13 protein-coding genes and 2 rRNA genes are annotated in these 19,706 nt (G+C 68.5%); 9 read left to right on the forward strand and 6 right to left on the reverse strand.

What is annotated here, in order from left to right; translation table 11 throughout:
• Window positions 1-249 precede the first annotated feature (249 nt).
• From O3438_RS28795 to O3438_RS28805, 3 genes are all read left to right on the forward strand, one after another.
• A 23S ribosomal RNA gene (locus O3438_RS28795) occupies window positions 250-3,358 on the forward strand.
• An 88-nt stretch (window positions 3,359-3,446) separates the two neighbouring features.
• Window positions 3,447-3,563 (forward strand): 5S ribosomal RNA (gene rrf / locus O3438_RS28800).
• A 198-nt stretch (window positions 3,564-3,761) separates the two neighbouring features.
• Window positions 3,762-4,001 (forward strand): hypothetical protein, encoded by a 240-nt coding sequence (locus O3438_RS28805; protein WP_269682724.1) that lies wholly within the window; start codon window positions 3,762-3,764, stop codon window positions 3,999-4,001.
• Between the two features lie 23 nt (window positions 4,002-4,024).
• On the opposite strand, the gene O3438_RS28810 is transcribed toward O3438_RS28805, so the two are convergent.
• Window positions 4,025-4,711 carry a hypothetical protein gene (locus tag O3438_RS28810; protein WP_269682725.1) on the reverse strand — a complete coding sequence of 229 codons (687 nt, stop codon included), beginning with the start codon at window positions 4,709-4,711 and terminating at the stop codon, window positions 4,025-4,027.
• Between the two features lie 69 nt (window positions 4,712-4,780).
• Between O3438_RS28810 and O3438_RS28815 the strand changes: the two genes are divergently transcribed.
• The 3 genes from O3438_RS28815 to O3438_RS28825 are packed head-to-tail and all read left to right on the forward strand — an operon-like array spanning window position 4,781 to window position 9,164.
• The gene (locus O3438_RS28815) at window positions 4,781-7,399 is read left to right on the forward strand and encodes a valine--tRNA ligase (RefSeq protein WP_269682726.1); all 2,619 of its coding nucleotides are present in this window, start codon (window positions 4,781-4,783) and stop codon (window positions 7,397-7,399) included.
• Complete coding sequence (locus O3438_RS28820; protein ID WP_269682727.1) at window positions 7,396-8,730, forward strand: bifunctional folylpolyglutamate synthase/dihydrofolate synthase; 1,335 nt, start codon at window positions 7,396-7,398, stop codon at window positions 8,728-8,730. Before O3438_RS28815 ends, O3438_RS28820 begins: the two co-directional genes overlap by 4 nt.
• On the forward strand, window positions 8,727-9,164 hold the full coding sequence (locus O3438_RS28825; protein WP_269682728.1) for a DUF4233 domain-containing protein: 438 nt from the start codon (window positions 8,727-8,729) through the stop codon (window positions 9,162-9,164). Before O3438_RS28820 ends, O3438_RS28825 begins: the two co-directional genes overlap by 4 nt.
• A 34-nt stretch (window positions 9,165-9,198) precedes the next feature.
• Here O3438_RS28825 and O3438_RS28830 read toward each other — a convergent pair whose 3' ends face one another.
• The gene (locus O3438_RS28830) at window positions 9,199-10,704 is read right to left on the reverse strand and encodes a VOC family protein (protein ID WP_269682729.1); all 1,506 of its coding nucleotides are present in this window, start codon (window positions 10,702-10,704) and stop codon (window positions 9,199-9,201) included.
• A 142-nt stretch (window positions 10,705-10,846) separates the two neighbouring features.
• On the opposite strand from O3438_RS28830, the gene ndk reads away from it, so the two are divergent.
• Window positions 10,847-11,272, forward strand: coding sequence for a nucleoside-diphosphate kinase (gene ndk, locus O3438_RS28835; protein WP_269682730.1), 426 nt, complete (start codon window positions 10,847-10,849; stop codon window positions 11,270-11,272).
• 9 nt (window positions 11,273-11,281) lie between these two features.
• Here the strand turns inward: ndk and sigJ are convergent, their stop codons facing one another.
• The 3 genes from sigJ to O3438_RS28850 form a co-directional block, all read right to left on the reverse strand.
• Window positions 11,282-12,205 (reverse strand): RNA polymerase sigma factor SigJ, encoded by a 924-nt coding sequence (sigJ, locus tag O3438_RS28840; protein ID WP_269682731.1) that lies wholly within the window; start codon window positions 12,203-12,205, stop codon window positions 11,282-11,284.
• Window positions 12,154-12,594 carry a carboxymuconolactone decarboxylase family protein gene (locus tag O3438_RS28845; protein WP_269682732.1) on the reverse strand — a complete coding sequence of 147 codons (441 nt, stop codon included), beginning with the start codon at window positions 12,592-12,594 and terminating at the stop codon, window positions 12,154-12,156. Before O3438_RS28845 ends, sigJ begins: the two co-directional genes overlap by 52 nt.
• 126 nt (window positions 12,595-12,720) lie before the next feature.
• Window positions 12,721-13,851, reverse strand: a complete 1,131-nt coding sequence (locus O3438_RS28850) for an acyltransferase family protein (protein WP_269682733.1) — start codon at window positions 13,849-13,851, stop codon at window positions 12,721-12,723.
• 376 nt (window positions 13,852-14,227) lie between these two features.
• Here O3438_RS28850 and ileS point away from each other — a divergent pair, with 376 nt between their 5' ends.
• Window positions 14,228-17,374, forward strand: coding sequence for an isoleucine--tRNA ligase (gene ileS, locus O3438_RS28855; protein WP_269682734.1), 3,147 nt, complete (start codon window positions 14,228-14,230; stop codon window positions 17,372-17,374).
• Between the two features lie 97 nt (window positions 17,375-17,471).
• Window positions 17,472-18,161: a lysophospholipid acyltransferase family protein gene (locus O3438_RS28860; protein WP_269682735.1), complete on the forward strand. Its 690-nt coding sequence runs from the start codon at window positions 17,472-17,474 to the stop codon at window positions 18,159-18,161.
• Window positions 18,162-18,366: 205 nt separating this feature from the next.
• Here O3438_RS28860 and O3438_RS28865 read toward each other — a convergent pair whose 3' ends face one another.
• Window positions 18,367-19,656, reverse strand: coding sequence for a hypothetical protein (locus tag O3438_RS28865; protein ID WP_269682736.1), 1,290 nt, complete (start codon window positions 19,654-19,656; stop codon window positions 18,367-18,369).
• Between the last annotated feature and the right edge of the window lie 50 nt (window positions 19,657-19,706).

Here is a 19,706-nt window from a genome sequence, read left to right on the forward strand (position 1 = left end):
CCTTCGGGGTGGTGGGAACGGTGGCTTCTGGTGCGGCTGGGGGAGAATGTGAGCACCCTGTTGGGTCCTGAAAGAACAACCATGGTGTTGTTGTTTCAGAGCCTTGTGCGTGGTCTGAAGATCACGCGAGGTTGCCAGGCATGGCCTGGCCTCACATACCGCCAACTGGTGTTGGGTTTGGTGTGGGGCTGTTGGGGTTGTGGGTTGGTCGTTTGTTGAGAATTGCACAGTGGACGCGAGCATCTTTGTGGTCAAGTTGTCAAGGGCGAACGGTGAATGCCTTGGCACCAGGAGCCGATGAAGGACGTGGGAGGCCGCGATAGGCCTGGGGGAGCTGTCAACCAAGCTGTGATCCCAGGGTGTCCGAATGGGGAAACCTGGCACCAGTCATGTGGTGTCACCCACACCTGAACACATAGGGTGTGTGGAGGGAACGCGGGGAAGTGAAACATCTCAGTACCCGTAGGAAGAGAAAACAAATAGTGATTCCGTGAGTAGTGGCGAGCGAAAGCGGATCGAGGCTAAACCGGCTGCGTGTGATACCTGTCAGGGGTTGCGTGGTCGGGGTTGTGGGACCCTACTGAACAAGCTGACACTTGTTCGAGGAGTTACAAAGTTAGTGGCTAGTCGAACAGTCTGGAATGGCTGACCGTAGACGGTGAAAGTCCGGTAGGTGAAAGTTGCTGACCTTCTGTGGGTGTTCCCGAGTAGCGGCGGACCCCTGAAATCTGCCGTGAATCTGCCAGGACCACCTGGTAAGCCTAAATACTTCCTGGTGACCGATAGCGGACGAGTACCGTGAGGGAATGGTGAAAAGTACCCCGGGAGGGGAGTGAAATAGTACCTGAAACCGTTCGCCTACAATCCGTCGGAGCCTTGCGGGGTGACGGCGTGCCTTTTGAAGAATGAGCCTGCGAGTTAGTGGCATGTGGCGAGGTTAACCCGTGTGGGGGAGCCGTAGCGAAAGCGAGTCTGAATAGGGCGATTCAGTCGCGTGTCCTAGACCCGAAGCGGAGTGATCTAGCCATGGGCAGGCTGAAGCGCGGGTAAGACCGCGTGGAGGGCCGAACCCACCAATGTTGAAAAATTGGGGGATGACCTGTGGTTAGGGGTGAAAGGCCAATCAAACTCCGTGATAGCTGGTTCTCCCCGAAATGCATTTAGGTGCAGCGTCGCGTGTTTCTTGCCGGAGGTAGAGCACTGGATGGTCTAGGGGGCCCACAAGCTTACCGAAATCAGCCAAACTCCGAATGCCGGTAAGTGAGAGCGCGGCAGTGAGACTGCGGGGGATAAGCTTCGTAGTCGAGAGGGAAACAGCCCAGATCACCAGCTAAGGCCCCTAAGCGTGTGCTAAGTGGAAAAGGATGTGGGGTCGCATAGACAACCAGGAGGTTGGCTTAGAAGCAGCCACCCTTTAAAGAGTGCGTAATAGCTCACTGGTCAAGTGGTTCCGCGCCGACAATGTAGCGGGGCTCAAGCACACCGCCGAAGCTGTGGCATTCACATTTTATCCTCGCTTGGACTTGATTCCTTGTGCAGGTGTGTGGATGGGTAGGGGAGCGTCGTGCCGCGAGTGAAGCAGCGGGGTGACCCAGTTGTGGACGCGGCACGAGTGAGAATGCAGGCATGAGTAGCGAAAGAAGGGTGAGAAACCCTTCCGCCGGATGACCAAGGGTTCCAGGGCCAGGCTAATCCGCCCTGGGTGAGTCGGGACCTAAGGCGAGGCCGAGAGGCGTAGTCGATGGACAACGGGTTGATATTCCCGTACCCGCGAAAGAGCGTCCCTGATGAACCTCGTTGTGCTAACCACCCGAACTGCCTGATGTCTTCGGACGGATGGTGGGGAGCGTGGGAACCTGGCGGGTAGTAGTCAAGCGATGGGGTGACGCAGGAAGGTAGCTGAGCCCGGCCGGTGGTTGTGCCGGGGTAAGCGTGTAGGCCGTGGTGTAGGCAAATCCGCACCACATGAGGGCTGAGACGTGATGCCGAGCCGATTCAGGTGAAGTCAGTGATCCTATGCTGCCGAGAAAAGCCTCTAGCGAGTTCTTAGCGGCCCGTACCCCAAACCGACACAGGTGGTCAGGTAGAGAATACCGAGGCGATCGGGCGAACTGTGGTTAAGGAACTCGGCAAATTGCCCCCGTAACTTAGGGAGAAGGGGGGCCGGAGACGTGAAGCCCCGCGCGGGTGGAGCGTTGTATGGCCGCAGAGAGCAGGGGGAAGCGACTGTTTACTAAAAACACAGGTCCATGCGAAGAAGTAATTCGATGTATATGGACTGACGCCTGCCCGGTGCTGGAACGTTAAGGGGACCTGTTAGCTCTTCGGGGCGAAGCGGAGAACTTAAGCGCCAGTAAACGGCGGTGGTAACTATAACCATCCTAAGGTAGCGAAATTCCTTGTCGGGTAAGTTCCGACCTGCACGAATGGCGTAACGACTTCCCCACTGTCTCAACCACAGGCCCGGCGAAATTGCAGTACGAGTAAAGATGCTCGTTACGCGCGGCAGGACGGAAAGACCCCGGGACCTTTACTATAGCTTGACATTGGTACTCGAATTAGCTTGTGTAGGATAGGTGGGAGCCGGTGAAGTCCATACGCCAGTATGGGTGGAGGCAATCTTGAAATACCACTCTGGTTGATTTGGGTATCTAACTTCGGACCGTTATCCGGTTCAGGGACAGTGTCTGGTGGGTAGTTTAACTGGGGCGGTTGCCTCCTAAAAGGTAACGGAGGCGCCCAAAGGTTCCCTCAGCCTGGTTGGCAATCAGGTGTTGAGTGCAAGTACACAAGGGAGCTTGACTGTGAGACTGACAGGTCGAGCAGGGACGAAAGTCGGGACTAGTGATCCGGCACTTGCGAGTGGAAGCGGTGTCGCTCAACGGATAAAAGGTACCCCGGGGATAACAGGCTGATCTTCCCCAAGAGTCCATATCGACGGGATGGTTTGGCACCTCGATGTCGGCTCGTCGCATCCTGGGGCTGTAGCAGGTCCCAAGGGTTGGGCTGTTCGCCCATTAAAGCGGTACGCGAGCTGGGTTTAGAACGTCGTGAGACAGTTCGGTCCCTATCCGCCGTGCGCGTAGGATACTTGAGAAGGGCTGTCCCTAGTACGAGAGGACCGGGACGGACGAACCTCTGGTGTGCCAGTTGTCCTGCCAAGGGCACGGCTGGTTAGCTACGTTCGGAAGGGATAACCGCTGAAAGCATCTAAGCGGGAAGCCTGCTTCAAGATGAGGTATCCCACCCACCTTGGTGGGGTAAGGCCCCCAGCTAGACGACTGGGTTGATAGGCCGGAAATGTAAGCCCGGTAACGGGTTCAGTTGACCGGTACTAATAGGCCGAGGACTTGACTACTAAGCTGCTACGCGTCCACTGTGCAACTCTGAACAAGCGAACACCCACGTGAGGTCCGTGCCGGGGTTGTTTGATATGTTCATAGAGTTACGGCGGTCATGGCGGAGGGGAAACGCCCGGTTACATTCCGAACCCGGAAGCTAAGCCCTCCAGCGCCGATGGTACTGCACTCGTGAGGGTGTGGGAGAGTAGGACGCCGCCGGACAATCTTCCAGAAAAGGCCACCCCTGACAGGGGTGGCCTTTTCTGCGTTCCTGTACTGCCGTTGCTGCGTCACGGCGCACTCTTGGTGTGATCCACTCCAGGTCGCCGATCCGGCGGTATTTCCCGCTGCGGATACCGCCATATCGGCGAAACGAAGTCGATCACCGCGCGGGAGGCTCGGCGCGGCTACGTTGGACGCGTGGATGACGTTCTGATCGCTCTGGTGGTGGCAGCCTGCGTGGCGGCGATCCTGGGGATCCTCACGTGGCTGGGAGCTCGGGTACGCCGCCGTGGCATCGGTGGTGAGGTCATGGGCCCGTTCGAGGAGATGTGGCATCCCGCCGCGCCCCGGTTCCGGGCCGAGATCCGCGTGCAGGAGGCGCGTACGGTGCCGACGCCGCCGCAGGGTGCCAGGAAGCGCCCCGGGTCAGGGCGGTGATATGACGGGCGCTGGGTCTCGGATCAGCCCCGGGTCTGCATCTCGCTGCGGAGGTTGCGCATCAGGCCGCCGGCGTCGCTGACCGACCGACCCGGGAACATGGCCATCACGACGCTGCCGTGGTCCGCCCAACCGCACACCGCGAAGTCGCCGCCTTCTCCACTGGTGCTGCCGCACTTCATCACGCCGCCAAGATCGCCGGCGGGTGACTCGCGCAGGCCGTTCACCGAGCCGGTCTCGTCCGACATGAGGCGGAAGAGGCTGTCGAGGTCCCGTTCCGGCTGCCACAGCAGTGTGGTGCCCCCGAAGATGAGCACCGAGCGCTTGTCGTCGGCCGGGTCGCGGTAGACAGTGCCGAAACTGCGGTCCAGCTCGATGTTGGCGGCCAGGCCACTGCGCAGGTAGTCGGCGGTGCTCGTGGCACGCTCGCTGTCGTCGCGGGTCAGGCCCGCCACCCGATCGGGTGAGGTCAGTTGGGTGTCCTTCTGCTGCGCCACCCGCCATCCGCCGACGCCCAGCACACCGGCGCCCGCGAGGCCGACCACCAGCGCGATCGCCCAACCGATCTTGCGGCGCCGGGACCAGCCGCCGGAACGCTCGTCGGGGTCGCCCCCGGAGTCGCGGGTGCTGAGCTGGATCGGCTCCTCGCTCAGCTCGACCGGCTCGTGACTGCCGTCGAGCGACCGGTCGGTGAGATGTGCGTCGGACATAGCCGACACCGTACGCGAACGAGAGGTGGCGCACGTCAGGTCCGGAGAAGCCCTCCGTAGACTTGTCAGGTGACCGAGAGACTGGATGCCCACCGCCCCGACGCCCCGACCCTTGCCGGCCAGTACCAGCCGGGTGAGGTAGAGCAGCGACGGTACGAGCAGTGGGTAGCCGGCGGGCACTTCCGGGCCTCCGCCGACAGCGACAAGCCCCCCTTCACCATCGTCATTCCGCCGCCGAACGTCACCGGCTCGCTGCACATGGGCCATGCTTTCGAGCACACCCTCATGGACGCGTTGACCCGGCGTAAGCGGATGCAGGGCTTCGAGGCGCTGTGGCTGCCCGGCATGGACCACGCCGGCATCGCGACCCAGAACCTGGTCGAGCGTCAGCTCGCCGGCGAGGGTTTGTCCCGGCACGACCTCGGCCGGGAGAAGTTCGTCGAGCGGGTCTGGCAGTGGAAGGCCGAGTCCGGCGGCAAGATCCTCGGCCAGATGCGCCGCCTGGGGGACTCCGTCGACTGGGACCGGGAGCGCTTCACCATGGACGCCGGCCTGAGCCGTGCCGTCCAGACGATCTTCAAGAAGCTCTTCGACGACGGCCTCATCTACCGGGCCAACCGGATCATCAACTGGTGTCCACGCTGCCTGACCGCGCTCTCGGACATCGAGGTCGAGCACACCGATGACGACGGCGAGCTGATCTCGATCCGCTACAGCGACGAGGTCGTGGTGGCCACCACCCGGGCCGAGACGATGCTCGGGGACACCGCCGTGGCGGTGCACCCCGACGACGAGCGCTACCAGCACCTGATCGGCACCGAGGTCGAGCTTCCGCTCACCGGCCGACGGATCCCGATCGTCGCCGACGCGCACGTCGACCCGTCCTTCGGCACCGGCATGGTCAAGGTGACACCCGCGCACGACCCGAACGACTTCGAGATCGGGCAGCGGCACGACCTGCCCTCGCTGACCGTCATGGACGAGCGCGGCGTCATCACCGTTCCCGGCCCGTTCGAGGGGCTGGACCGGTTCGAGGCGCGGCCCGCGATCGTCGCGGCGTTGCGTGAGCAGGGTCTGATCGTCGCCGAGAAGCGGCCGTACGTGCACGCGGTCGGTCACTGTTCGCGCTGCAAGACGACCGTGGAGCCGCGGCTGTCGTTGCAGTGGTTCGTCAACACCGCCCCGCTGGCGCAGGCCGCCGGTGACGCGGTGCGCGACGGCCGGGTCCGCATCGAGCCGGCCGAGTTGGCCAAGCGGTACTTCGCCTGGGTCGACAACATGCACGACTGGTGCATCTCCCGCCAGCTCTGGTGGGGGCACCGCATCCCCGTCTGGTACGGCCCGGCGGGCGAGATCGTGTGCGTCGGCCCGGACGAGGCGCCGCCGACCGGCGAGGGCTGGCACCAGGACGAGGACGTCCTGGACACCTGGTTCTCCAGCGGCCTGTGGCCGTTCTCCACCCTGGGCTGGCCAGAGCAGACCCCGGACCTGGCGAAGTTTTACCCGACCAGTGTGCTGGTCACCGGGTACGACATCCTGTTCTTCTGGGTCGCCCGGATGATGATGTTCGGCCTCTACGCGATGGACGGCCGGCCGCCCTTCGACGTGGTCGCGCTGCACGGGATGGTCCGCGACCAGTTCGGCAAGAAGATGTCGAAGTCGTTCGGCAACGTGGTCGACCCGCTGGACTGGATCGACCGTTACGGTGCCGACGCCACCCGGTTCACCCTGGCGCGGGGCGCGAACCCCGGCCAGGACGTCCCGGTCAGCGAGGAGTGGTGCCAGGGCTCCCGCAACTTCTGCAACAAGCTCTGGAACGCCACCCGGTTCGCGCTGATGAACGGCGCGCACACCACCGGTGACCTGCCGCCCGTCGAGCAGCTCTCCACCGTCGACAGGTGGATCCTGTCCCGGCTGGCGCACGTCACCGCCGAGGTCGACGAGCAGTTCGAGGCGTACGAGTTCGCGAAGGTGTGCGACCTGCTCTACCACTTCGCCTGGGACGACGTCTGCGACTGGTACGTGGAGCTGAGCAAGCCGGTGCTCGCCGAGGGCGGTGAGCGGGCGGAGGTCAGCCGCCGGGTGCTCGGGCACGTGCTCGACCAGCTGCTGCGGCTGCTGCACCCGGTCATCCCGTTCGTCACCGAGGAGCTGTGGCTCGCGCTGACCGGCGGCGAGACGGTGCAGGCCGCCTCCTGGCCGGTGGCCGACCGGGCGCTGGTCGACGACGCCGCCGAGGCCGAGCTGGTGAGCGTGCAGCGGGTGGTCACCGAGATCCGTCGGTTCCGCTCCGACCAGGGGCTGCGTCCGACGCAGCGGGTGGCAGCCCGCCTGGACGGGCTGGCCGGTGCGGGCATCGCCGCCCACGAGCCGCTGATCCGTTCGCTGGTCCGGCTGGACCCGGCCGGTGACGACTTCCAGGCCAGCGCCACGCTGGCCATGCCCGGCGCGGTAGGTGTCGCGTTGGACACCCGGGGGTCGATCGACGTGGCCGCCGAGCGGGCCCGGCTGACCAAGGACCGCGCGGCGGCCGAGAAGGAGGCGGCGCAGGCGCGGGCGAAGCTCGACAACCCCGCCTTCATCGGTAAGGCCCCCGAGCCGGTGGTCGCGAAGATCCGCGACCGGCTCGCCACCGCCGAGGCCGACCTGGTCCGGATCGACGCTGCTCTGGAGACACTGTCCTCGTGACCGACCGTACCGATTTCGCCGCCGTCGAGGCGGAGCTGAACGCCCGTGGTTTCACCCGCATGGTCTTCGAGCTGGACCGGATCGAGTCGCTGCTGGACCTGCTCGGCAGCCCACAGCGGGCGTACCCGGCGATCCACCTGACCGGCACCAACGGCAAGACCTCCACCGCGCGGATGATCGACTCGCTGCTGCGGGCGTTCGGGCTGCACACCGGCCGCTACACCAGCCCGCACCTGGAGACCGTGCGGGAGCGGATCAGCCTGGACGGGGAGCCGGTCAGCGAGGACCGGTTCGCGTCGGTCTACCGCGAGATCAAGCCGCTGGCCGAGTTGGTCGACGCGCGGTCGGACGAGCCGCTGACGTACTTCGACATGACCACGGCGCTGGCGTTCGCCACGTTCGCCGACGCGCCTGTCGACATCGCTGTGGTCGAGGTGGGGCTCGGCGGCGCCGAGGACGCCACCAACGTGATCCAGGCGGGCGTCTGCGTGATCACCCCGATCGGGCTGGACCACACCGAGTGGCTCGGCGACACACTCCAGGACATCGCGCTGGCGAAGGCCGGCATCATCCACCCGGGCGCCACCGTGATCGCTGCCGCCCAGGAGGAGGAGGCGGCGCGTCCACTCCTGGATCGTTGTGCCGAGGTCGGGGCCACCATCGCTCGGGAAGGCGCCGAGTTCGGCGTCCTGAGTCGCGCGGTCGCGGTCGGCGGCCAGGTGCTCAGCATCCAGGGCCTCGGCGGTGTGTACGACGACGTGTTCGTTCCGCTGCACGGCGCCCACCAGGCGCAGAACGCCGCGGTGGCACTCGCGGCGGTGGAGGCGTTCCTGGGTGCCGGGGCTCGCCGGCAGCTCGACATCGAGGCGGTCCGGGAGGGCTTCGCCTCGGCCAGTTCCCCGGGGCGGCTGGAGCGGGTTCGTAGCGCCCCGACCGTCCTGCTGGACGGCGCGCACAACCCGCACGGCATGGCCGCGACCGTCAACGCCCTGCAGGAGGAGTTCGCGTTCAGCAAGCTGGTGGCGGTGGTCGGCGTCCTCGCCGACAAGGACGCGGAGGCCCTGCTCGAGCTGCTGGAGCCGGTGGCCGACCTGGTGGTGGTCACCCGCAACAGCTCGCCACGGGCGATGCCGGTGGCGGAACTCGCCGCGCTGGCCGCCGAGGTGTTCGGCGAGGAGCGGGTGGAGTCGGCCGAGGAGATACCGGACGCGATCGAGCTCGCGGTGGCGTTGGCCGAGGAGGACGTCCCCGGTGAGCTCAGCGGCGTCGGGGTCCTCGTCACCGGGTCGGTGGTCACTGTCGCGGACGCCCGCCGGTTGCTGAAGCGATGAGCGGTCCGGAGCGGGACCCGCACGCCACCGACGACCCGACCGGGCCGGGCGCTCCCGCTGACCAGCCGGTGGAGGAGCCCGTCGCGGGGCAGCCGCGCCGCTCCGGGTTGCGCAACCCGGAGGCGGCGGTACGCGGTCTGGGCGCGGGGACCCTCGCCCTGGAGGCGTTGGTGCTGTTGCTGGCGATCCAGCCGGTACGAGTGGTCGGCGGTGACCTGAGCGGCGCCGCGATCGGTGTGGTGGTGGCACTGGCGGTGGCCGCCGTCGTGCTCGCCGGCATGATGCGGCGACCGTGGGCCTGGAACGCCGGCACCGTCCTCCAGGGCCTGCTGATCCTGGGAGGTCTGCTGCACTGGTCGCTGTTCGGGCTGGGCATCATCTTCGCCCTGGTCTGGGCGTACGCGCTGCACGTTCGTCGGGTCATCCTCGGCTGACGCGGCCGGGTCAGCCGAGGCGAGCGCGGCCGGTTCAGGCGTCGGCGCGTTCGCGCCACTGGGTGAGGGCGATGCCGTGGCCGTCGGGGTCACGGAACGCCGCCGCCCACACCTCCAGTTTGGTGCCCCGGTTGACCACCCGGGGCGCGTAGGTGAAGCGGACGCCCGATTCGCGGAGCCGCTCGTACGCCGCTTCGATGTCGTTCACCTCGAGGTTGACGTGCACCAGCCGGCGGCTGATCGGTGCCGCCCCGGTGACCTCGCGGAGGACGAGCCGGGTCGTGCCGGAGGCGAGTACGGCGTTGTGGGCACCCTGGTCGACCTCGCTGAAACCGAGCATGTCGCGGTAGAAGCCGAGCGACCGGGACAGGTCGGTCACCAGCAGGGTGAGCCCGACCCCGCTGATCGGCGCGGTCGGATCCGTGGCCGACGCCGTGTCGAACCCGAAGATCGCCCGGTCCAGGTCCTCGTCGCTCACGGTCTCGCGGCCCGCCCGAGCCGTGGAGGGGTCGTCCAGCGGCAGATCGAGTGGATCCAACGGGTCGGTCGCGCCCGTTCCGGACCGCTGCGCGGGCGGCGGGTCGGCGCGCTGCGCGCTGAGTGGATCGGAGCGCTGCGCGCTGACAGGGTCCGCGCGCTGCGCGGGCGGCGGGTCGACGGGTCCTGCTGTCGACAGGTTGTCCCGCGGGGGGTCGTAACGGTCGGCGTCGGGCTCGTCGAAGCGCTCCTCGGGGGCGGTGCGTGGCGCCGGGGTGGCCCTCCGGGGCAGACCGCTGGCCTGGGGCTCGACGAGGACACCCTCCAACACCGGACCGCCCGGGGTCTGGTGCACGACCACCGGCTCGCGCTCCTCGGATGCGACGGCCGGGTCGTCCCGCAGGGGATCGGCGCGCAGGGGATCGGGGCGTACCGGGTCGCCGTGCGGATCGCGGAAGGGGTCGCCGTGCGGGTCGCGGAAGGGATCACCGTGCGGGTCGCGGAAGTCGTCCCGGAAGTCGTCGTCCGGCGCGCGGTCGGCCCACGGCGGGGCGTCCTGCTGGATCAACACCTCGTCCAACGCGTCGACGTCGGCGAACTCCGGCGGGAGGTCGGCGACGGCGGCGGCCGTCTCGGCGTGGGTCGGCACCTCGTCCCAGAGGACCTTGACGTGCCGCTGGTCGTCCAAGGCGACCCGGATCGGCAGGGTCTGGCCCAGCGACGGCCACTTGGAGACGGGCACCCGAGGTTCGATGATCTTCTTGGATCGCGGTGGCAGGCCGGGCGCGTCGATGACCAGTTGGAGTTCACATCGGCCGAACGCGTACTGGGTGGGTGGTTCGGAGGCGCTGTGCACGTGCCCGACGCCGACCACCCACGTGCGTCCGCCGCCGCGCACGGTCGCCAGGGCGATGGCCAGCACCAGCAGGGCGACCCCGAGAGCCACGATGGCCCAGCTGGTCATGCCCAGCCCGAAGAGGACGACGAAGGTGGCCACGGTGCCCAGCACCGTGCCGATCAGTTTGCGTACCGGCGCGATGGGCCGGTTCCCGCCATTCGCCACAGTGGACCTCCCGGGGGTCAGGGCCAGGCTAGGCCGGATCGGCCGCCGGGGGAAAGACCGGCCGCCGCGCCGGCGCCGGGACCGGGTCGCTAGGCTGACCGTACCGATCTCGAGCGTTCAACGCGTACAGGAGGAACCCAGCGTGTCCAGCAACAGCCCGGATGAGCGCACCCTCGTTCTGATCAAGCCCGACGCGGTACGCCGCGGCCTGGTCGGCGAGGTCCTCTCCCGCTTCGAGCGCAAGGGGCTGCGGATCGACGCGATGGCGCACCGGACGATGGACGCGGCGCTCGCCGACGAGCACTACGCCGAGCACGTCGACAAGGCGTTCTACCCGCCGTTGAAGGACTTCATGACCGGCGGCCCGCTGGTCGCCCTGGTGCTCTCCGGCGACCAGGTCATCGACGTGGTCCGCGGGTTGGTCGGCGCGACCGACGGCCGGAAGGCCGCCGCCGGCACCATCCGGGGCGACCTGTCGCTGTCGAACCGGGAGAACCTGGTGCACGCCTCCGACTCGACGGACAGCGCCAAGCGCGAGATCGCCCTCTGGTTCCCCGAGCTGGGCTGACGCTCACCGTCAGCTGGTCGGCGGCAGCTTCGCCGGGTTGCCCACCACGTAGATGCCGGTAATTCGGCCGTCGGCCGCGGCGACGGTCAGCGCGTAACGGCTGCCGTCGGCGCGGGTGAGCAGGGCGGCGGGTTCGCCATTCAGCTCCAGCCGGCGAAACGACCATTCCCGGGCGGGGCCGTAGATCCCGGCGAAGAAGCGGGCGATCCGTTCCGCCCCGTTGACCGGGTTGCGGGCGGCCCGCGCCCGGCCACCGCCGTCGTTCCACGCGGTGGCGTCCGCGGCGACCAGGCTGGTCAACGTCGCCAGGTCACCGTCTCGGGCGGCGGCGAGGAACGCGTCCAGCAGGCGCTCCCGCTCGGAGCGGCTGGCGGTGAACCGACGTTGCTCCTGGCGCACCCGGGAAGCCGCCCGGTGGTGCAGCTGCCGGCAGTCCTCCGGGGTCCGGCCCAGGATCTCGGCGATCTCCGCGTACGGCAGGTCGAAGGCGGTGTGTAGGACGTACACGGCACGCTCCGGCGGGGTGAGCCGTTCCAGGACGTGCAGCAGCGCTGTGGAGAGCGAGTCGCGCAGCTCGGCGCGGTCCAGCGGCCCGAACGGGGAGGGCTCGGTCGGTACCGGCTCGGGCAGCCACGGCCCGACGTACGTCTCGCGGCTCGCCTGCCGCGCCCGCAGTCGGTCCAGGGCCAGCCGGGTGACGACCCGGGACAGGTAGCGGCGTGGGTCGGCCACCGTCGACCGGTCCACGCCCAACCAGCGCAGGTACGCCTCCTGGAGCACGTCCTCGGCGTCGTGACGGCTGCCGAGGAGGCGGTACGCGAGCCCGAGCAGCATCGGCCGGTGCGCCTGGAGCGCACCGGCCGCCTGCCCCGCTTCGGTCGTCACACCTGCGCCGGAGGCTCCGAGCGCGTCGTCACGGCGATTCGGTTCCACACGTTGATTGTGGCAATGGCCAGGATCAGGTCGGCGAGTTCCTTCTCCGACCAGACCTTCGCGGCGGTGTCCCACACGTCGTCCGGCACGCCGTGCTCACCGAGCTTGGTGACCGCGTCGGTGAGCGCCAACGCGGCCCGCTCCCGCTCGTCGAAGAACGGCGCCTCCCGCCAGGCGGCCACCGCGAAGAGCCGCCGACTCGACTCGCCGGCGCCGAGCGCGTCCCGGCTGTGCATGTCGACGCAGAACGCACACCCGTTGATCATCGACGCCCGCAGCTTGACCAGCTCCAGCACGGTGTGGTCGACGTTCGCCCGGACGTACTTCTCCAGCCCCAGGACGGCCTGGTACCCCTGTGGCGCGACCTCGGCCGCGTTCATCCGCTGCATGACTACCTCCCTGATCGGTCCGACACGGTCACGACGTTCGGCCGGGGCGTGCTGTGACAGTCGCGGATGTGACCTCGCTCATGCCCGGGGCGGAGCGGGGACCGGTGTCGGACGGCCCGAGCGGGGTCAGCCGCGGGCGGCCGGCACGGTGTCGGGCAGCACCTCGCGGGGACGGGGGATCTGGACGTTCTCGACGGGCGCCTGCGCCGGGGCCGGCGCCGTTCCGTCGCCGTCGCGTGGGCCGGGGCGGCTCACCCGGGCGGCCAGCCGGCGGCCCACCTCGATCATGGGCAGCTCGATCCAGCGGTAGAGCACGTCCGCGATGACCAGCCCCACCACCGTCGCCGCCAGGAAGAACGCGGTGCTCTTGCCCGCGATCGCGGGCACCAGCCCGGCCGCCGCCCGCGCCGCGATGGCCTGGACGAGATACAGCGAGTACGAGCGTTCGCCGACGAAGACCAGTGGCCGCACCCCGAGCCCGCGGGCGAGCGGGCTGCGGGAGAGCAGAGCCGGTAGCAGTACCGCCGTCGCGGCGGCGTAGCTGCCGATCAACGCTTCCTGGCCGAAGCGGGTGGGCCAGAACTGCACGCACACCTGCACCACGACGAACGCCAGGATGACGACGGTGGCGAACACCGGATGGGTCAGTGGTCGGACCAGGGCGAAGCCCCGGGGGTTGTGCATGACGATCGCGGTGAGGCAGCCGAGCAGGATCGCCACGTAGTGGATCGGCCAGCTCAACCAGGCGATGTCCGGTGGGATCACCGCAATGAAGAGCACCAGGAGGCAGAGCGTCACCAGCAGGCGGCGACGGAACAGGCCGGCGACCGCCACGAAGGCGATGGCCGGCCAGAACAGGTAGAACTTCTGCTCGATGCCGATCGTCCAGGAGTGCAGGAACGGTGCGTTCGGCTCCAGCAGCTCGTTGAGGAACAGCAGGTAGTACTTCATGCCGCGCTCGATCGACTCGGCGGTGCCGTTGATCCGGGCCAGCCCCCAGTACAGGAACAGCACCAGGAAGTAGACCGGCAGAATCCGGAAGAACCGCCGCAGATAGAAGGCGCGCAGCGAGACCCGGCCGTAACGGTGCTCCTCGCGCAGCAGCAGCGTCGTGATCAGGAAGCCGGAGAGCACGAAGAACAGGTGTACGCCGATCCAGCCGGTCAGCCATTTCCAGGACGGGCCACCGTAATGGAAGGCGATGACCATGACAGCGGCCAGCGCCCGCAGCCCGTCCAGGGCGGGGAATCGACGCATGGCTTGGAATTCGTCGTACCGAAGCGAACGCACCGGCGAAGTTTGCGCGAGCGCGCCATTCGGGTCAAGCCAGCGGATCCCGGGTTGGTGAGGGGATTACTCGGCGGCGGGCCGGCCGATGGGTCTTGTATCGTGGACAGCCGTAAGGCGATGACCCGGCCATCACCGGTGAGCCTCCGGAAGAACGGCCGGGCGACCGGCTCAGTAGAACCGGACGGGTGCGGCCCGTCACAGCCGGTAATGAGCGGGCGGTCGATCCTGACCGCCAAGCGGGGTGGTACCGCGGGCCACCCGGGGAGCGTCGTTCGAGGCGTACCCCGGAGGGTTTCGTCCTCGCAGACCCACGAAGAGTGAGCTGCGAGGAGAGCGACCCCCGATGGCCTATCCGTTGCACGACCCGACCGCCGCCGGTGTCCCGGCGAGCCCGGACCTGCCCGCGGTCGAGCGCCGGGTGCTGGAGCACTGGACGGCCGACAAGACCTTCGAGGCCAGCGTCGAGGCTCGTCCCGCCGGAACCGACGGTAAGAACGAGTACGTCTTCTACGACGGCCCGCCGTTCGCCAACGGCCTGCCGCACTACGGGCACCTGTTCACCGGGTACGTCAAGGACGTGGTGCCGCGCTACCAGACCATGCGTGGGCGGCACGTCGAGCGGCGCTTCGGGTGGGACTGCCACGGCCTGCCCGCCGAGGTGGTCGCGGAGAAGCAGCTCGGCATCACCAGCAAGGCGGAGATCATCGACCTGGGCGTGGCCCGGTTCAACGAGGCCTGCCGCACCTCCGTGCTGGAGTTCACCCAGGACTGGGAGCGGTACATCAACCGGCAGGCCCGCTGGGTCGACTTCGCCAACGACTACAAGACCCTCGACCTGGACTACATGGAAAGCGTCATGTGGGCCTTCAAGACCCTGCACGACAAGGGTCTGATCTACGAGGGCTTCCGGGTGCTGGCGTACTGCTGGCGGTGCGAGACGCCGCTGTCGAACACCGAGACCCGGATGGACGACGTCTACCGGGACCGGCACGACCCGACGCTGTCGGTGTGGTTCGGGCTGACCGCCGACGACTCCGCCCCGGAGCTGGTGCGTGGGCCGGTCAAGCTGGGTGTCTGGACCACCACGCCGTGGACCCTGCCGTCGAACCTGGCGCTCGCCGTCGGCCCCGACATCGAGTACGCGGTGCTCGAGCGCGAGGGTCAGCGGTACGTCGTCGGCGCGGCGCGGCTGGCCGCGTACGCCAAGGAACTGGACGGGTACGAGCAGGTCGGCACGGTGTACGGCCGGGACCTGGTCGGACGCCGCTACACGCCGCTGTTCGACTTCCTCGTCGAGCAGGCCGGCGACAACGCCTACCAGGTGCTCGGCGCGGAGTTCGTCACCACCGAGGACGGCACCGGGATCGTGCACCTGGCCCCGGCGTTCGGCGAGGACGACCAGAACGTCTGCAACGCCGCCGGCATCCCCACCATCGTCACCGTCGACGATCACACCCGGTTCACCGCGCTGGTGCCGCCGTACCAGGGTGAGCAGGTCTTCGACGTCAACAAGCCGGTGATCCGGGAGCTGAAGGACCGGGGGGTGGTGCTGAAGCAGGACACCTACACCCACTCGTACCCGCACTGCTGGCGCTGCGACACCCCGCTGGTCTACAAGGCGGTGTCGTCGTGGTTCGTCGCGGTGACCCAGTTCCGGGACCGGATGGTCGAGCTGAACCAGGAGATCAACTGGACGCCGGGGCACATCAAGGACGGCTCGTTCGGTAAGTGGCTGGCCAACGCCCGGGACTGGTCGATCAGCCGCAACCGGTTCTGGGGCTCGCCCATCCCGGTGTGGAAGTCCGACGACCCGAACTACCCGCGACTGGACGTCTACGGCTCGCTGGCCGACATCGAGCGGGACTTCGGGGTACGCCTGACCGACCTGCACCGGCCGGTGGTGGACGACCTGGTCCGCCCCAACCCGGACGACCCCACCGGTCAGTCGATGATGCGTCGGGTGCCGGAGGTGCTGGACTGCTGGTTCGAGTCCGGGTCCATGCCGTTCGCCCAGGTGCACTACCCGTTCGAGAACGCGGACTGGTTCGAGCACCACTACCCGGGTGACTTCATCGTCGAGTACATCGGGCAGACCCGTGGCTGGTTCTACACGATGCACGTGCTGGCCACCGCGCTGTTCGACAGGCCGGCGTTCCGCAACTGCCTCAGCCACGGCATCCTGCTCGGCTCGGACGGGCGCAAGATGTCCAAGAGCCTGCGCAACTACCCGGACGTCTACCACGTGTTCGACTCGTACGGGTCGGACGCGATGCGGTGGATGCTGATGTCGTCACCGGTGCTGCGCGGCGGCGACATGGCGGTGACCGAGACGCTCATCCGCGACGCGGTCCGGCAGGTGCTGCTGCCGCTGTGGAACGTCTGGTACTTCTTCACGCTCTACGCCAACGCCGACGGGCACCAGGCGCGTCGCCGCACCGACTCGACCCATCTGCTCGACAGGTACGTGCTGGCCAAGACGAACGAGCTGGTGTCGACCGTCAGCGCGCAGATGGACGCGTACGACATCTCCGGCGCCTGCGCCACCGTCCGGTCCTACCTGGACGCGCTCACCAACTGGTACGTGCGCCGCTCCCGGGACCGGTTCTGGTCCGGTGACGTGAACGCGTTCGACACGCTCTGGACGGTGTTGGAGACGCTCTGCCGGGTGGTGGCGCCGCTCGCGCCGCTGACCGCGGAGGAGATCTGGCGCGGGCTGACCGGAGAACGGTCGGTGCACCTGACCGACTGGCCTTCGGCGGAGGAGTTCCCCGCCGACCACGATCTCGTGGCGGCGATGGACAACGTACGGGCGGTCGCGTCGGCGGCGCTGTCGTTGCGCAAGGCCAAGGGGCTGCGGGTGCGGCTGCCGCTGTCGACGTTGACAGTGGCCTCGCCGGTGGCGGAGCAGCTGCGACCGTTCGCCGACCTGGTCGCCGACGAGGTCAACGTGAAGGCGGTGGAGTTCAGCGCGGAGCTGTCCGCGTACTGCGAGCAGGTGTTGACGGTGGTGCCCCGGGCGCTCGGCCCGCGGGTCGGCAAGCAGGTGCAGCAGGTGATCAAGGCGGTCAAGGCGGGCGACTGGGAGCTGGTCGACGGCGCCCCGGTGGCCGCCGGCGTCACCCTCGCCGAGGGCGAGTACGAGCTGCGGCTGGTCGCCGCCGACGCCGAGCACTCCGCGCCCCTGCCGGGCGGTGAGGGTGTGGTGGTGCTGGACACCGAGGTGACGCCGGAGTTGGCCGCCGAGGGGTTGGCCCGCGACGTGGTGCGGGTGGTGCAGCAGGCCCGTCGGGACGCCGACCTGGACGTGTCGGACCGGATCGTGGTGTCGGTGTCGGCCTCCGAGGAGGTTCGTGCGGCGGTGTCGGCGTATGTCGACTTCGTCTCCGGCGAGGTGCTGGCCGACTCGGTGGACTTCGCCGAGGGCCTCGACGGCTTCGTTGGTGAGGTCGGCGAGGGCGAGCAGATCACGGTCACCGTCCGCCGGTCGTAGCGCGCGGACGCGGACGCCTCCACACCTCCGTCTGCGGGGTGTGGAGGCGTCCGCTACGGTGACACCGCCTGCTCGCATTTCATCTGCCGGAGGACCAGTGCCGCTGCTCTACACCATCGGCAAGCTGACCGTGGGCCCCACGCTGCGGGTGGCGTTCCGCCCGACCGTGGAGGGTCTGGAACACGTGCCGGAGACCGGCGGCGCGATCTTCGCCGGCAACCACCTCTCGGTGGCCGACGAGCTGTTCCTCGGCACGGTCGTGCCCCGACACCTGGCGTTCTGGGCCAAGTCGGAGTATTTCAACGGCACCGGGGTGAAGGGCGCGATCTCCAAGTTCGTCCTCACCGGCCTGGGCGCCATTCCCGTCGAGCGGGCCGGCGGCCGTGCCGCGTTGTCCGCGTTCGACGCGGCGATCCCGGCGCTCAAGGGCGGTGACCTGGTGGTGGTCTACCCGGAGGGCACCCGTTCGCCGGACGGCAGGCTCTATCGCGGACGCACCGGTGCGGCCCGGCTGGCGATCGCCGCAGGCGTGCCGATCATCCCGGTCGGCATGATCGGCACGGACAAGGCGCAGCCGATCGGCGCCCGGGTGCCCCGCCCCGGCACTGCCAAGATCACCGTCCGGTTCGGCAAGCCGTTGGACTTCACGGGCCGGCCGGACGACCGCACCTCGCTGCGGCAGATGACCGACGAGATGATGAGCGAGATCCAGAAGCTCACCGGCCAGGAGTACGTGCCCCGCTACGCCCCGCCCCGCGCGCACCCGGACCCGACCCGGGACGCGTGACTCGTCGGCGGCCCGACCACCTGCGGTCGGCCGCTCGCGCTCGGTGGCCAGCGTTCGGCCACACCCGGTCCAGGAGGCGATATACCTCTGAGTCATAAATATGACTCAGAGGTATATCGCTCGATGAGGTCTGTCGTTCCCACGCGGCGTCACGGACGTCACCGCCGGAACCCCGGCGGCCCTGGTCGGCCGCCCGGGGTGTGGTTCAGCCTCGCTCGGGTTGGACGATCTGGATACGCAGAGTGTTCAGCAGCGTGGCGCTGTCCGTGACTGACAGCCGGGTGAACACCCCGGTGGCGATGCTGCCGTGGTCGACCGAGGTGCAGACCACCACGTCGCTGCCGTCGGCCCGGCCGACGGCGCAACGCTCGTGCCGGCCACGGACACCGGTGTCGACGGTCTCGGCCGTCGCCAACGCGTACCGGTCGGCGAGTCGGCTGATCTCGGCCTCCGCGTCCGCCTCCGGCGTCAGCCGGAACCCGGTGCCGCCGAAGAGGGTCACCCGCTTGCCGTTCGTCGTGGAGTAGACGCCGGCGAACGTGTCCTCGGCCAGCAGGTGCTCGTTGCGTACCTCGTTCTCCAGTTGCTTCGCGGTCTCCGCGCTCCGGTTGTCCTGACGCAGGGTGAGGTCCTCGATCTGCTCTGGCAGCGCGGCGCGGGCCGGGTACTGGGCTGAGATCGGGAAGCCGTAGTAGGCGGGACAACCACAGCAGCACGCCAGCGTGAGCAGCAGCAGCCACGGCCAGCGGCGGCGCCGACGGGCCGGCGCGTACCCCTTGGGGGTCTGCCGCCCCGGCGGGGGCGCCGCCGGTGGGGTGCTGGGCCGGCCGCCGCGGCGCTGCTTCGGAGGTCTGGCCGGTGCGGGCGGCGGTGGCGGCGGCGACATCGGCCGGCTCGGCATCGTGGGCCGGGCGGCCGGCGGCGACGCCGGAGCGACCGGCGGCGGCACCGGGGCGGCCGGCGGCACCGGGTGCGACCCGACCGGGGGAGCGGGCGGACCGGACCACTGCCGGGTCGCGGGCGGCACCGGGTAGGGCGTCGTCGGGGGCAGCGGAGGCAACTCGGCGGAGGGCAGGTCCCAGCCGCCGGTGTCCACCCCGGCCCACGGGTCGACCGGGGTCTGGTGCTCCGGCAGCCCGACGGGCACGGCTTGCGGCGGCGTCGGCTCGGCCGACTCACCCCAGGCGGGTCGGCGCGGCAACGGGGGCGGCACCGAGGCCGAACCGCTCCACTTGGGCGCGGGGACATCCTCGGTGGCGGTGGCCTCCGGCTGGTCCGACGGCTCCGGTTGGTCGGCAGCCGTGGGCTGCGTCGACGGTTCGGCAGCCGTGGGCTGCGTCGAGGGTTCGGCAGCCGTGGGCTGCGTCGAGGGTTCAGGCTGGGCCGACGGTACGGGTGGGGAGGTCGGCTTGTCGGCGGCCGCCGGATCGCGGTCCGGCGGTGTGCCCGGGGTGCTCCCGTCGGCCGGCCGTGCTCCCGGCTGAGGCTCGGGCATCGCGGCAATCTCCTCTCGCGCCGGTCCGAGGTTAGTACCGCGTCGCCACC

Source organism: Micromonospora sp. WMMC250 (assembly GCF_027460215.1).
In the GTDB taxonomy this organism is placed as follows: domain Bacteria; phylum Actinomycetota; class Actinomycetes; order Mycobacteriales; family Micromonosporaceae; genus Micromonospora; species Micromonospora taraxaci.

What these genes read in the sequence shown, in the direction of transcription:
- O3438_RS28825 (WP_269682728.1), top strand. Translation starts at nt 8,727, where the DNA reads ATGAGCGGTCCGGAGCGGGACCCGCACGCCACCGACGACCCGACCGGG.
- O3438_RS28845 (WP_269682732.1), bottom strand. Translation starts at nt 12,594, where the DNA reads ATGCAGCGGATGAACGCGGCCGAGGTCGCGCCACAGGGGTACCAGGCC.
- O3438_RS28810 (WP_269682725.1), bottom strand. Translation starts at nt 4,711, where the DNA reads ATGTCCGACGCACATCTCACCGACCGGTCGCTCGACGGCAGTCACGAG.
- O3438_RS28850 (WP_269682733.1), bottom strand. Translation starts at nt 13,851, where the DNA reads ATGCGTCGATTCCCCGCCCTGGACGGGCTGCGGGCGCTGGCCGCTGTC.
- O3438_RS28865 (WP_269682736.1), bottom strand. Translation starts at nt 19,656, where the DNA reads ATGCCCGAGCCTCAGCCGGGAGCACGGCCGGCCGACGGGAGCACCCCG.
- ileS (WP_269682734.1), top strand. Translation starts at nt 14,228, where the DNA reads ATGGCCTATCCGTTGCACGACCCGACCGCCGCCGGTGTCCCGGCGAGC.